This window comes from Pedobacter punctiformis (assembly GCF_027213715.1).
GTDB lineage: Bacteria > Bacteroidota > Bacteroidia > Sphingobacteriales > Sphingobacteriaceae > Pedobacter > Pedobacter punctiformis.
Genome location: NZ_JAPWGM010000008.1, coordinates 42,859 through 57,931, shown reverse-complemented (window position 1 = coordinate 57,931; position 15,073 = coordinate 42,859). Strand labels below are relative to the sequence as shown.

Annotated in this window: 11 protein-coding genes; 3 read left to right on the top strand and 8 right to left on the bottom strand. The window is 37.6% G+C overall.

Annotated elements, in window-relative coordinates:
- Positions 1-345: 345 nt before the first annotated feature.
- A complete protein-coding gene (locus O0955_RS17990) occupies positions 346-1,545 on the bottom strand; it encodes a DUF1501 domain-containing protein (RefSeq protein ID WP_269428950.1) in 1,200 nt (399 codons plus the stop codon).
- A gap of 20 nt (positions 1,546-1,565) precedes the next feature.
- A complete protein-coding gene (locus tag O0955_RS17985; protein ID WP_269428949.1) occupies positions 1,566-2,993 on the bottom strand; it encodes a DUF1800 domain-containing protein in 1,428 nt (475 codons plus the stop codon).
- A 73-nt stretch (positions 2,994-3,066) separates the two neighbouring features.
- On the opposite strand from O0955_RS17985, the gene aat reads away from it, so the two are divergent.
- Positions 3,067-3,696, top strand: coding sequence for a leucyl/phenylalanyl-tRNA--protein transferase (gene aat, locus O0955_RS17980; protein ID WP_269428948.1), 630 nt, complete (start codon positions 3,067-3,069; stop codon positions 3,694-3,696).
- Positions 3,697-3,735: 39 nt separating this feature from the next.
- Here the strand turns inward: aat and O0955_RS17975 are convergent, their stop codons facing one another.
- The 4 genes from O0955_RS17975 to O0955_RS17960 form a co-directional block, all read right to left on the bottom strand.
- The gene (locus tag O0955_RS17975) at positions 3,736-4,329 is read right to left on the bottom strand and encodes a TMEM175 family protein (RefSeq protein WP_269428947.1); all 594 of its coding nucleotides are present in this window, start codon (positions 4,327-4,329) and stop codon (positions 3,736-3,738) included.
- A 109-nt stretch (positions 4,330-4,438) separates the two neighbouring features.
- Complete coding sequence (locus O0955_RS17970; protein ID WP_269428946.1) at positions 4,439-5,221, bottom strand: 3-keto-disaccharide hydrolase; 783 nt, start codon at positions 5,219-5,221, stop codon at positions 4,439-4,441.
- A gap of 73 nt (positions 5,222-5,294) precedes the next feature.
- Positions 5,295-5,606, bottom strand: a complete 312-nt coding sequence (locus tag O0955_RS17965; protein WP_269428945.1) for a YgaP family membrane protein — start codon at positions 5,604-5,606, stop codon at positions 5,295-5,297.
- 79 nt (positions 5,607-5,685) lie between these two features.
- Positions 5,686-8,577, bottom strand: a complete 2,892-nt coding sequence (locus O0955_RS17960) for a DEAD/DEAH box helicase (protein ID WP_269428944.1) — start codon at positions 8,575-8,577, stop codon at positions 5,686-5,688.
- A 376-nt stretch (positions 8,578-8,953) separates the two neighbouring features.
- Here O0955_RS17960 and O0955_RS17955 point away from each other — a divergent pair, with 376 nt between their 5' ends.
- Together O0955_RS17955 and O0955_RS17950 are read left to right on the top strand one after the other, a co-directional pair.
- Complete coding sequence (locus O0955_RS17955) at positions 8,954-9,436, top strand: Lrp/AsnC family transcriptional regulator (protein WP_269428943.1); 483 nt, start codon at positions 8,954-8,956, stop codon at positions 9,434-9,436.
- A gap of 11 nt (positions 9,437-9,447) precedes the next feature.
- Entirely contained in the window at positions 9,448-10,395 is a 948-nt protein-coding gene (locus O0955_RS17950; RefSeq protein WP_269428942.1) for an EamA family transporter, read from the top strand.
- 70 nt (positions 10,396-10,465) lie between these two features.
- On the opposite strand, the gene O0955_RS17945 is transcribed toward O0955_RS17950, so the two are convergent.
- Positions 10,466-11,866: an efflux transporter outer membrane subunit gene (locus tag O0955_RS17945; RefSeq protein WP_269428941.1), complete on the bottom strand. Its 1,401-nt coding sequence runs from the start codon at positions 11,864-11,866 to the stop codon at positions 10,466-10,468.
- A gap of 10 nt (positions 11,867-11,876) precedes the next feature.
- Complete coding sequence (locus O0955_RS17940) at positions 11,877-15,053, bottom strand: efflux RND transporter permease subunit (RefSeq protein WP_269428951.1); 3,177 nt, start codon at positions 15,051-15,053, stop codon at positions 11,877-11,879.
- Between the last annotated feature and the right edge of the window lie 20 nt (positions 15,054-15,073).

Here is a 15,073-nt window from a genome sequence, read left to right as displayed (position 1 = left end):
CAGAGCCGATGGTACTGCGGTAACACGTGGGAGAGTAGGTCGGTGCCAAATCTTAAACTGCTAACAGCAGATTAATAAGAAACCCTGTAACTATCAGTTGCAGGGTTTTCTTGGTTTATAGCCATTCAAGCTAAAACCCATCAATTGATATGGTTTGTGCACTGTTCCTATAAAGCACAGCCTTTGGTCAGTTAAACCTGACCGGCATGGAAATCCTTTTTGGAGGGATCAGACTTTCCCTTTTCTTTAAAAACAAATGCTCCAAAAAGATTGTAATAAAGGGCAGGGCTGGAGCAGCTATAAAATGCTGACACTCGTTTCCTAATAAAAATCAGACCATCTGATTTAAATGAAATCTAAAGTATTGAATTTCTTATTCAAAATATCTGCATTGTTAGCATCCAGCCATTTATCTAAAATGGTTCCATATACCTGTCTGAAATCGAGTTGATATTTTAAATCACCTGTATCTAAATCGCCCAGGTTAGGTGCTGAATTATAAATCCCTTGTTTTTTTAAACGCCCCCCAAAAACAAATAGGTTATTTGCGGTTCCATGATCGGTTCCGTTGCTTGCATTTTGTTCTACGCGTCTGCCAAATTCAGAGAAAGTGATGACCAGTGTATCTTCCAGTTTATTGTTACTCTTCAAATCTTTTAAAAATGCAGCCATGCCCTCGCTATATTGCTTAAGCAAATTGCCCTGCTGCTGATTTTGGTTTACGTGAGTATCAAATCCACTTAGTGAAACATAATAAACCCGGGTTTTTAAGCCTGATGAAATAAATTTAGATACGGTTTTTAACTGATTGGCAAAACCAGATGTAGGGTAAGTATATTTTGACTGATAAACCTTAGAGGTATTTTGAATGTAGCTGGCAGAGGATGAGGTTTCAATCATGGTTTTATACAGATAGCCTAAATTATCTTCGTCCAGATGTTCCTTATCGTTTTGCAACATCGTTTTAAAGAAAGGATCATTCGTGTTTCTGAATAGAGCGGCCGGATCTTTTAGCGCAATTCCTTTTTTGGTTTGTCCTTTTAAAGCAAGTGATAAAGAATCATCCACTTCAATAGCGGTATAAGGGAATTTACAGGTTTGACAATTGCTATCGAGGTAGCGGCCTATCCAGCCGGTAGATAAAAATTGATTACTATCGCTGCCAGTTTGCCAAATATCCATCGATCTGAAATGAGAACGATCCGGGTTGGGGTAGCCCACATCATTGATAATGGTCATCCAACCCTGATCATAAATTTCCTGCAATGCAGCCATATTAGGGTTTAAGCCCTGCATATCGTTTAGCTTAATAACATTTTCAGGCTTAATGGCTATACTTTTACGTTTTTGATAGTAGATATCATTTCCGAAGGGAACAACTGTATTTAAGCCATCGTTTCCACCTGATAGCTGTACAACAACCAAATTTTTATACAAACTTAATTCATCCAAAGCCATGGCTTCAAGCGGTTTCATAAAAGCTGGAACGAATAAAGAACCTGCTGCAACAAAACCTGTATTTCTTAAAAAATTTCTTCTGTTCATCTTTTTAACGGTTATGGATGTTAACAAAGTTGATATTCGGGCATACTGGTAATTTCGATTGTGGTACTTCTCAGTCCTTTATTATCAGCAACCATATTGGTTATTTTGGAGTTTAATTTTGGCTGTAATAAAAATTCAGCTAAATCTAAAGGTCTGAAATCCTTTGGAAAAGTGTCTAAAAATTTTGGCCAGTCTGCTTTGGCATTTACAAATGATTTAACCACATTTTGTTTGGTTGTTCTGTTCAGGGCAATTACAGCTTCATCTTCGGGGTCGGCTTTACCACTAAAATCTATCTCTCCATCGTTTAATATAAGCGAAGGGATTCTCATGCGCAGCATTAACGAAGAACTATCTATCCAGCTTTGTCCGCCGGGCCAGCCTGCAACATTTGGTGGATTAAATAAATATTGCCCCAAACTGCTTTGTAACTGGATTAAAACCTGTGGTTTATTATAGGTAACATAAAACTCACGACTTAAACCGACAAGAAATTCTGCAGGCGATTTAATTTTGGAACCTACATTTTCAGGGCTGTAAAACCAATCAGAAGTGAACATCTTTTTCATCAGTTCGGCAATATCATATTTAGAATTATAGAAATGCGCAGCCAATTCTTTAACATGATCTTCATTTGGCGTATCGTTAACAAAAAACTTATAAATTTTCCTGGAAATGAAAGAAGCCGTTTCAGGTTTTTCTAAAATTAAATCTATAATGTTTTCGCCTTGAAAATTGCCAATCTTTCCGAAAAAGGTTTTCGTGTTGGCATCATGCAAATTTGGCCTGAAAATAAATGAACCATCTTTATCGTACATCCAGCCGGTAAAAGAACGGGCTGATTCTTTTATGTCCTGCTCCGTATAATTTCCCCTTCCTAAAGTAAACAGCTCCATAAGTTCGCGAGCAAAGTTCTCATTAGGCTTCCCTTTTCTGTTTTGCTGATTATTGAGGTATTGCAACATAGCAGGCGATTTAGAAACCTCGACTAACAACGTTTTAAAGCTTCCTAAAGCATTTTCTCTTTGTATATTATTAAGCTGTTGAGCAAAAAAAGGGTTGTTGCTACGACAGGCAAAATGACCGTGCCAAAAGAGCGTCATTTTTTCTCTTAATGGATTTGCCGTATTAATCATCTGGTTGATCCAGGCAATGTTAAGGTCCCTGCTTTTTTCATTCTGTGTTCTGATAATTTCCTGGCGTTGCTTTCTTTCATCATCTGTCAGATCCTTTTTGGCATATAGTCCTAGCTGAGCCAAGAGCTGTTTTTTAGATTCTGCCGTATCAATTAGGGTAATATCCATGTTCTGCTTAGGTTCTTTAAGCAGGCCACTAACTACTTTATCTAGATTTTTTTTACTCAGTTTGTGCAAATCGGGATAAGATATGCCGAAGCCAGCCCGGTTGTAAAGATGTTTAACTTTAAGGAAATTATCTTTTGCATTCATGTTGGACCATTTTACTGTATGACATTAATTAAACGTTAGGGTTTAATCTTTGTTTTCTTTGTTATTTTCGCTTATGTTTTTTCAACTACTTGATGATGACCCGGGTTTTCCAGACCCTGCACTGGCAGAAGAGGATGGTTTGCTGGCCGTTGGTGGCGATTTAAGCCTTGAAAGATTACTTATTGCCTATTCGCATGGAATATTTCCATGGTTTAGTGAAGGAGAGCCTATTTTATGGTATTCGCCACATGAACGTTGTGTAATTTATCCCGGAAAGATAAAAATAAGCAAGAGTATGACCAAAATTTTAAATAATGAGCAATTTAAGGTAACCGTTAATACCGCATTTGAAGAGGTCATAAAAAATTGTGCAAATACGGTACGTAAAGATCAGGATGGTACCTGGATTACAGACGATATGCAAAAAGCATATATTAATTTACATAAAAATGGCTATGCACACAGTGTGGAGGTTTGGGAAAAGGAAAAGTTGGTTGGCGGATTGTATGGAATAAAAGTTAACCGGGTTTTTTGTGGAGAAAGTATGTTTAGCCTGGTCAGCAATGCTTCAAAAACGGCGCTTATTTATTTAAGTAAACTGAATATTGATTTGATAGATTGTCAGTTACCAAACGACCATTTAATGAGCATGGGGGCTGAAATGATTGACAGGAAGCAATACTTGAGCGTATTAAATGCTTAAATATTTAAAATAATCATGTTAAGTTTCCATTTCAAAACCTTAATTAATTTTAGTTGAGTTTTCCTGTTCAAATAAATGTTCAATCCGCTTATCAGGAATAAACCAGATGCAGGCTACAATAAAATACATAAACATGCCAAGCCAGGGGCTTATAAAACTTAGGCCGATGCCCGCAATATAAAATAATAATGAAAGTTTACCCTTACTATCATTGCCAATAGCCTCCACAATAAGCGAATTTTCTCCATTACTTTTGATAACCATAACGAGAATGGTATAGCCAATTGCAGCTAAAAAAAGTACAATTCCATAAACGATTACCGGCCAAAGGGCAAAATGATTTTCTCCCATCCACCCTGCAGCCACCGGAAATAAGGAAAGCCAAAAGAGAAAGAATAAGTTGGCCCACAATATTTTTCCATTAATTTTTTTTACCGCATGTAATAAATGGTGATGGTTATTCCAGTAGATGCCCACATAGGTAAAGCTTAACACATAACTGATGAATTTAGGAATAAGCGGTTTTAAGGTTGCCAGAGCGACACCTTCAGGCACTTTAATTTCTAAAACCATAATGGTAATAATGATGGCAATAACACCATCGCTAAAAGCTTCTAACCTCGCTTTATTCATAATACGCTGCTCTTGTGTTTAACAGATACAATATCTATTAATTCCTCCAAAAAACAAAACCCATAATGAGCAGATCATTACGGGTTTTTTAATATGATTTGTTTTGTTGTTAAAGCTCTCTGATCCAGATGTTTTTAAAACTAATGGCCGGGCTTGGATCGCCGTGGTCCTGTAGTTTAATAGAAGCTGCGCCATGTTTTTTATATTCGGGCGCCCCAATCCATCTTGTTTCTCCTTTAAGTTCGAAATTGTTTTGCAGCAACACTCCATTTAAAAACACAGTAACATGAGCCGGAGATTTTAAACTTCCATCTTCATTAAAACGCGGAGCATTCCAAATGATATCATAATACTGCCATTCGCCTGGTTTTTTATTGGCATTTGCCAAAGGAATACCTTGTTTATAAACACTTCCGGTTTGGCCGTTAACATAGGTTTTATTGTTGTAGGTATCCATAATCTGAATTTCGTAACCATCATCACCAGGGCCTGTGGAAGCTAAAAAAACACCGCTATTTCCCCTGGCCTGACTTGTGCCTGTAATATTTGTTGGTATTTTCCATTCCAGGTGAAGCTGATAATCCGTAAATTTTTTATTGGTTTCAATATTACCTGTACCTTTTTTAACGGTAAAAAAACCATCATCTATAGTCCAGGCAGCTGGTTTTGAAGGGTCTTTAACCGAATGCCATGCATCCAGATTGCGGCCATTAAAAAGAATAATAGCATCCGAAGGTGCATCCTGAGGGGTATTACCCGGTGTTATAATTTTAGGAACAGGTTCCCAAATTTCAGTTTTGGCTGCTTCTGTTGCCGGATCAATTTTTTTATCCTGTGCCAACGCTTGCACTGCAAATAAAGTGGGGATAAATAATAATGCGTATTTGCTCATAATTGTGGATTAACTTTTCTAAAGTTAGCCAGTTTATTAAGAAATGGAAATTTCGTATTCAATTTATTACCTATCAGGCCAGCTCATCCACAACATAGGTTTCTCTTACTAAAATTTCATCTGCAAAAATCTCCTCTTTCTCTGTAAGCTCTTTAATCGGACAATAACCCGTTATGGCTCTGTATAGTAAACCCGTGCCTACAGCAATACTGGCTAAGCCAATTACCGGGTGAGAAAAGACCGAAGTGATTCCTTTAAAGAGAAAATAGCCACCTGTAGCTGACGATAAAATTCGTTCAGATTTAGATACGTTAGTGAAAAAATCAGGGTTTTTCCAGGCTTCCTTTGCATTAGAAATAACATTGTTTATTTCTTGATTTGTCATAGTTGTACATTTTTATAATAAGTATAACAAACCAGAAGCAATTGAGTTTTAAATGTTTATTCTTAAATGAAATAAATTTTTAATTCAGGATATCGCGGATATCTTCTTTACTTAAAGATTTAAAGAAACTTTCTTCTGTAGTAATTAAAGAGTTGGCCAGTGATTTTTTACGGTTTTGCAGGGCAAGAATTTTTTCTTCAACCGTATCTTTCGCAATAAATTTATAAATAAACACCTTTTTATCTTGTCCTATGCGGTGTGTACGGTCAATGGCTTGTTGTTCTACTGCCGGATTCCACCAGGGGTCGAGAATAAAAACATAATCTGCCTGGGTTAAATTTAAACCTACACCACCGGCTTTTATAGAGATCAGAAAAACCTTGAGTTCCGTATTTTGTTGAAATTCGGAAACAATTTCACCACGGTTGCGCGTAGCGCCATCTAAATAGGCAAAGGGAATATGCTCTGCTTCGAAATGTTTTTTAAAAATATCGAGGTGTTTTACAAATTGCGAAAATACCAAAACCTTATGTCCGCCTTTAAGCACATTATCGAGTGTATGGATCACATTTTCAAATTTACCTGAGTCTGAAATGTAAGCACCATCAATCATAACCGGATGGTTGGCCAGCTGACGTAATGCAGTTAAGCCTTGTAAAAGCTGAACTTGTTTTTGAGCAAAAGTGCCATCATCCATACTTTGCAAAAGATCGTTACGGTAGGCCGACTTCGTTTTTTCGTAGTAAGCCGCCTGATCTTCGCTCATATCACAATAAATAACCTGTTCGGTTTTTGGCGGTAATTCTGCCGCAACCTGTTCTTTTGTTCTGCGTAAAACAAATGGTTTTATAATCGATTGTAGTTTTCGGGCCTTTTCTTCATCTTTTCTTTTTTCAATCGCCTGAACGTATTCTTCATTGAAAAAGGCCTGCGTTCCGAGTAAACCCGGGTTTAAAAAAGTAAGCTGCGACCATAAATCACCTACAGAATTTTCAACCGGTGTACCACTTAAAATTAATTTATGCTTCGATTTTAAACTTCTTACCGCCTTGAAAGATTTTGAAGATGGGTTTTTAATATTTTGACTTTCATCCAGGATAATGTAGTTAAAGTAGAAGTTTTTTAATTCTTCAACATCAACCCTTGTTACCCCATAAGTCGTAATCACAATATCGTAATTGGCAAAATTTGCAACATCTTTATTCCGGTTAGTGCCGGTATGCGCTAATATTTTAAGCTTGGGCGTAAATTTCTTTGCTTCAGTTAACCAGTTATAAATTAACGAAGTTGGCATAATAATTAATGAGGTTGTTTGGGTTTGTGCCAGCTGATCGTCTTCCTTAACTTTTTGCAACATGGCAAGGGTTTGAATGGTTTTTCCCAAACCCATATCATCAGCCAGGCAACCACCAAAATTGTATTCACGCAAAAAGCTGAACCAATTGTAACCCGCTTTTTGGTAATCACGCAAACTGCCCTTAAAGTGCACAGGCATTAAAGTATCTGCTATATTTTCGAAGTCAGAAAGGCGCTGTAATTTTCTTTCCAGCGTAACATTAGCCAGGCTATCTTCAGCTAAATCGTTAATCAGGCCAATGTGATGTTTCTTTAATTTTAATGATTTACCAGCTTCGGCGAGGCTGAATAAACTGCCATATTGCGCAAACCACTTATCCGGAATAATAGCGACCTCTCCATCAGGCAATAAAAATTCACGTCTTTTATGTAAAATATGCTGCTTTAATGAAAGGAAGGGGATTTGATATTTTCCAAACCAAACGGTGGCATAAATGTCAAACCAATCATTACCTTCTTTTACTTCCAGATCGATTTTATTGGCCCCAAAAACAAAACGCTTTTGCCCTGTAGCCTGTTCTATTTCAAAACCGGCAGCTTCTAAAATCTCAATATGTTCGTTAATCCAGTTGATTGCACCGTAACTGGGATTTTCTTCTTCAGCTGCTACTTCCAGATTACTGAATAATGCGCTGGTTTTTTTAAGGCCGAGTGAAAGAAGCAGGTTAAGTTGTTTCTTTTCCCATTCAGCTGATCTTTTAATCCGATGGAAAATATAATTATCTGTTGTTTTTTCTAAACGGACAGTAACGCGGTGTGCATTTTCGACCGGAAAAACATATTCTCCGTATTTAAAATAAAGTTGTAACTGAGACAGGCCGCCATCTACATATAAAACTTTTATAACAGGAATAGCCTCAAACTGCTCGGTTTTAATCTCAAACCCTTCTGCATAAACATGATGTTTTTCAATAAGCGGTGCTACAAATTTTTCGAAATAGGTTGCTTCTGTAGCCTTTGGGATTGCGATGTAACGTTTAGCCAAAAACGGTTGCAATTTTTTACCCTCAATATCCTGATCAAAGAAATACAAAACGTCATTCAGTAAAAGCCATGCCGGTTTATTACTAATGATCTGTGCATCTTTAAACATAAATTCAATACGCAGATTCTGATATTTTATGGTTGGAAAATAGCGGGTTTCCGTTTCGTTTCGCCTAAAATGGAAAAGTATAGATGCAGGTTCGGCGGCAAGTTCGATTTTACGTTCAACAGGCCATCCGTCCTTATCCATCACATACAATTCGTTTTTAACTTTTAACAGCTCTAATGCTTCGGCAAGTTTTTTCTCAATCTTCGGTCTTACACTGTCATAAAATTTAGCATCAAAAACCCTGGTGAAGAATTCTGTAGGGCGGATTAGTTTTTTATAATACTTTTTAATCAGCGAATCCTGCTCAATATCATCTAAAATTTTAATCAGTTTTAAATCGATCTCGGTAAGAGAAGCCCTGAACTCCTGCGCAGTATGTGTAAAAATACGCTGGTATGTAAAGGAAAAATCGCCCTGTGGATTTAATTGAACTACATGAGGTTCAATTAAATAGCCTAAATACTCATGTTTGCATAATGAGTAAACAATTTTGCAGGCTTTAGAACTATCGACGCGTAACATTAGTGAGGCTAAAATTTTTAGAAGTTATGCTTCTAAAAAACTCTAAACTTACAAAATAATCGGGCTTTTCGGAATTGAAAAACGGTTTTTTTTATAATTATCTTCTTTTTATGATGGACGGTCAAATTTTAAGCAAATTACTATTGAGATGAAAAATTTTAAATTAACAATTTAGTAATCATAGGAAATTAATCGTTTACCAGGATGCATGATGTTTCCTGAAATTTGCATCATTTCATTTTTTAATATTCATGCTTTTTTGTGCTGATTAGCATTTGTTAAATTAGATATTCTGTATGTAGCCATTATTTTGTCTATTATTCGTTATTTTTATTTATATTTTGAATATAATTCGTTTTTGTTTGTATATTTATGAATGATTTTAGAAAACGAATTTTCTTTAGACAAGATCGATTTACAGATATTGTCCTTATTACAGGATAATGCACGGATCTCAAATGCTGATTTAGCCCGTGAACTTGGAATGGCGCCTTCGGGTATATTGGAGCGTGTAAAAAAACTGGAACAAAAAAATGTGATCCAGCAATATACCACACGCATTAATCCTGCGGCACTGGAACAGAAATTATTGGCTTTCATATTTATAAAAGTTAACGCAGGTCCAGGTGGTGATATGAAAATTACCGAGGGATTAACCGGAATTCCTCAGGTACAGGAAGTACATCACATTGCCGGTGATGATTGTTATCTGGTTAAAATCCGGACTTACGATTCTGCATCCCTTATGGAGATTATGCGAACGCATTTTAGCCAAATTCCAAACATGTTAAGTACCCGAACCACCATTGTACTGGAAACCGTTAAAGAACAGCAACAATTGGTCATCCCTGAAAAATAAAATTAACCAAAATGACATCTGCACCTCAAAAACCGTCAACATTAAAAGTTATAATTGCCTTTGCCTTAGTTTACATTGTGTGGGGCTCTACTTATTTCTTCATTCGTATTTCTGTACATAGTATTCCACCATTTATGCTGGGGGCTTTACGTTTTACAACCGCCGGGTTAATTATGCTGGTCTGGTGTATAATAAAGCGGGAGAAAATTTGGGTAATTAAAGATATTAAACAATCGGGTATTAGCGGTTTAATGATTCTTTTTGGTGCCAATGGGAGTTTAATTTGGGCTGAACAAATGGTGCCCAGCGCTGTAGCTGCTATTCTGGTATCTGCTGCTCCGGTATGGTTTGTACTGCTGGATGTTTCAAACTGGAGGGTTAATTTCAAAAATACCTCTACAATTTTAGGTTTGATTATAGGCTTTTTAGGTGTATTACTGCTTTTTGGTGAGCAATTTTCAAATTCTTTAAAAGGAGGAGGAGCAGAAAATCTTCCTGCTATGATGGTTATTATTTTAGGTTCGATGTTATGGGCTGGCGGTTCATTATATTCCAAGTACAAAGCCAGTGGAAGTTCAGCAACGGTAAATACCACCTGGCAAATGTTAATTGCTGGAATTGCATTTATTCCGGTTAGCTTAATTGCGGGAGAGCCTGAGCATTTTGATCCCTCTTCTGTACCTGCTGAGGCCTGGTATTCCTTAATTTATTTGATCATATTTGGTTCTATCGTTGCTTTTAGTGCCTATGTATGGCTGCTTAAAGTTAAGTCTGCTACTCAGGTAAGTACCTATGCTTATGTTAATCCGGTTATCGCATTGTTACTAGGCGTGCTAATCGCTAACGAAGAAATTTCATGGTTACAGGCCGGAGGTTTGTTTGTAATACTGGCCAGTGTTTTATTGATTAATTTTTCCAAGTACCGAAAAGCAAAACAACCGGTGTTAAGTGTTGAATAATATATTTGTATAAAAACAAAGCAGGCATCCCGATCATCAGGATGCCTGCTTTGTTTAATGTTGTTGTGGCTTATTTCCAGCCGCCACCTAATGCTCGGTACAAATTTACGATAGATTGTAATTTCTGTAAACGATCATTAATGCTGCTTAACTGGGCTGATAATAAACTTTGTTCAGATGTTAAAACATCTGTATAATTTGTTGATGAACTGTAGCGCAATAATTCTTTTGTAAAATCTACGGCCTTGGTTAATGAAGCAACCTGTTTTGTTCTGGTTATTTCTTTTTCCTCAGCGGTTTGATACGCATATAAAGCATTTGATACTTCCTGACCACCAGTTAAAAGTGTTTGCTGGAAAGTATAAAAAGCCTGTTGTTGCTGTGCTTGTGCAGTTTTTAAACGTGCTTTATTCTGGCCTTTAGCAAAAATAGGTTGTGTTAAACCACCTACAAGGTTGTAAAAAACAGAATTACTGAAAAAATCTTTTAGTTGTAAACTCGATAAGCCACCACTTGCTGTTAAAGTTAAAGCGGGGTAAAAGTAAGTTTTAGCTACGTTTGTGTTTTCAAATGCAGCCCTGAAACCTAATTCAGCAGCAATTACATCAGGACGGTTTTGCAGCAATTGTGCAGAAACACCCGTTTGTAAATTGTTAAAAGGGACTTGCTGATCTAAAGATGTACGGTTAATGCTACCCGGACCTCTGGCCAACAAAATACTCAGCGCATTTTCAGTTTCTTTAATGCTTCTTTTTAAATCAGGCAATGTTACCTGTGCCGCATATAAATTGGCTTCACTTTGTACTACAGCAGCACCATTTACAATAGCACCTTCTTTTAGGGCTTTCATGGTTTCTACATCAGTCTGCCTTATTTTAATGGTTTGCTGCGTAATGGCCAGTTGTTTATCCAAAGCCAAAAGGCTGTAATAAGTATTGGCAATGTTGGCAATTAATTGTGTTTGCACAGCTCTTTTTGCAGCATCACTTTGCAATAAAGTAGCATACGCTCCACGTTTGGCACTGCTTAATTTGCCCCAAATATCAGCTTCCCAGCTGGTGCTGAGTTGTGCTTTGTAAGTTTGGGTTTCTAAATTAATATTTACACCTGCCGGAAAATTTAAGGCTGCTTGTGATTGTTTAGTGTCCGTTACAGATAAATCACCCTGTAAACTTGGAAAAAGTGCAGCACGGCTTTGTTGTAAAGTCGCTTCTGCAATCTTAATCCTTTCAATAGCCTGTTTAAGGTCTAAATTTTCATTTATACCCTGTTGTATCAACGATTGAAGTGTTGTATCCGTAAAAAGGCTTTTCCAGGGTAAATCAGCAATGGTAGCCGTATCCGTTGTATTTTGATCCCGGTAAAGATTATCATTTTTCACCTGAGGGCGTTCGTATTTTTGAGTTACGCAGGCACTAAGGGTTAGAATGGCTAAACCGATTAATATGGAATGCTTATATCTAAATGTCATGGTTTTAAAATTAATGAGGGCGGTTAACCGCTAACTCGTACTCTTCTTCTGTTTGTTCGCGATTGATGCCTTCATCAAAAGGAGATTTGTTGCTTATTTTTTCCTGCAAAGTCTGGAAGATGATAAACAAAGCCGGAATTACAAATACCCCGAATATAGTACCGATTAACATACCACCTATGGCACCGGTACCAATTGATGTATTACCTGCCGCACCAACACCTGATGATAACATTAAAGGTAACAAGCCCAGGATAAAGGCAAAAGAGGTCATTAAAATTGGGCGTAAACGGGCTGTTGCACCATCAATGGCTGCATTAGTAATGCTCATGCCCTTTCGCCGTCTGTCTACTGCATACTCTACAATTAAAATGGCATTCTTGGCAAGTAAACCAACCAGCATAATCAAAGTAATTTGAGTATAGATGTTATTGTCTATCCCGAATATCTTATCGAAAATAAATACACCAGCTAAACCAATTGGCAATGAAAATAATACCGCTAATGGTAAAATATAACTTTCGTATTGTGCCGAAAGCAGGAAGTAAACAAAGATTACACAAAGCAGGAAGATAAAAATGGTTTGACTGCCACTGGTTACTTCCTCACGGGATAAACCAGAGAATTCATACCCATAACCTGCCGGAAGATGGATAGCAGCTTCTTCTTGTATAGCCTTAATTGCATCACCCGAACTAAAGCCCGCATTAGGGTTACCTGTAACTGCGATGGAGGTATATAAATTGAAGCGGGAAATGGCCTGCGGTCCGTAAACTTTTTCTAAGGTAATAAATTCCGAAATTGGCGCCATTGTACCGCTGTTGTTGCGGACATAAATGCTCGTTAAGCTTTGCTGATTAGCCCGATACTTGGCATCTGCCTGGAACATTACCCTATATTGTTTGCCAAATTTATTAAAGTTTGAGGCATAAACACCACCATAATAACCCTGCAAAACACCTAACACATCGCTAACGGTTAGGCCAGCCTGTTTAACCTTTGCTACATTCACATCAATTCGGTATTGTGGAAAGTTTGGGTTAAATGAGGTAGATGCATATTGAACTTCAGGACGTTTACTCAACGCGGCTAAAAATGCGTTACCAACTTCGTTGAATTTTTTAATATCACCACCGGTTTTATCCTGCAACTGAAATTCGAAACCACCACCGGTACCGAAACCCTGAATAGTTGGTGGCGCAAAGAAAATCACTTTTGCACCTTTAATACTCGCCGCTTTAGCAAATAATTCTCCAACAATGGCTTTAACATCTCTTTGACGTTTATCCCAGGGTTTAAGCCTTGCGATAACCATCCCGTAAGAACTCCCCGAACCGCTAATTAAACTTCGGCCAACAACTCTGAACGTAGCCTCTACTTCGGGAACCTTACTTACAATATCGTTGATTTTTACAATAATTTTATCCGTTTCTTCCTGCGAAGTAGAAGGTGGCAGGGAGATGTCAGAGAAAATTGTTCCTAAATCTTCGTTTGGTACGAAACCTTTAGGTGTGGTATTCATAATCCAAACCAGCAAAACTGCAAAAACAGCAATTCCTAAACCGGCAAGCCATCTTTTTTTACCTAAAAAGCTAACCGAGCGTTTATACTTTTGGGTTACAGCATCAAATGAGGTATTAAAAGCTGTATAAAAACGCTGTAAAAAGCTTTTGCTTTTTTCGTGGTCCTCTTTGTGTGGTTTTAAAAACATAGCACACAATGCCGGACTTAATGTTAAGGCATTAATGGCCGATAAAATGATTGATATGGCCAATGTTAAACCGAATTGTTTATAAAATACACCGGATGAACCCTGGATAAAACTTACCGGGATAAATACCGCAGCCATTACAAGAGTGATGGAAATGATTGCACCACTAATGTCATCCATGGCATCTTTTGTCGCCTTTTTAGGGTCCTTATAACCCGCATCGAGCTTGGCATGGACGGCCTCGACGACCACAATAGCATCATCTACTACGATACCAATAGCCAGTACCAATGCAAATAAGGTTAATAAGTTAATGGTAAAACCGAATAAACTTAAGAAGAAAAAGGTACCAATAATGGCTACCGGAACACTGATGGCCGGAATTAAGGTTGAACGAAAATCCTGTAAGAAAATAAATACAACGAGGAATACTAAAATAAATGCTTCAATCAGCGTGTGAATTACCTTTTCAATAGATGCATCAAGGAAGTTGTTTACGTTAACAACCGTTTCGTAATGAACACCTTTAGGGAAAGAAATTGCCGCTTTATCTAGGGTTTTGATTGAATTTTCAATAACTTCTTTGGCATTTGAACCTGCCGTTTGACTAATGGCGATACCTAATGCAGGTTTACCATTAAACTTTACGTAGCTGGCATAACTTTGCGCACCAAGCTCTATTCTGGCTACATCTTTTAGGCGAAGAATTTGCCCGTTTGCATCGGCTTTGATAATGATGTTGCTAAACTCTGTTTCAGTTTTTAAACGGCCGCTATATTTTAAAGTATATTGGAAAGCCTGATTTCCCTGTTCACCAAACTGACCTGGCGCAGCTTCAATATTTTGTTCGGCAAGGGCAACATTTACATCATTCGGAACCAGGCCGTAAACCGCCATAACATCTGGCTTAAGCCAAATCCGCATGGTATAATCCAAAGTACCAAATGCACTTGCATCACCCACGCCACTAATTCTCTTAATTTCGGGGATGATATTGATGTTTGCGTAATTCTGTAAAAACTTCTGATCGTAAGATGGATCATCACTGTAAATGGCAAAAATAAGTAAGTTACTGGCCTGTCTTTTGGCCGTAATTACACCAGATCTGGTTACCTCTGCAGGTAATAAACTGGTTGCCCTGGCTACACGGTTTTGTACGTTAACGGCTGCTAAATCGGGGTTTGTACCCAATTTAAAATTAACAGTAATCGTTGCAGTACCATCATTACTGGCAGTAGAAGTCATGTATGTCATGTTTTCCACACCATTTATTTGCTCTTCCAGCGGAACAACAACACTACTCATAACCACATCGGCATTTGCACCCTGGTAAGAGGCAGATACCTGAACGGTTGGTGGCGCAATTTCCGGATACTGAGAGATGGGTAAAGTTACAAGGCCTAATATTCCCAGTATTACAATTATAATGGATATAACGGTTGATAAAACGGGCCTGTCTATAAATTTCTTAAACATATATGCTAATTTCATCCGGT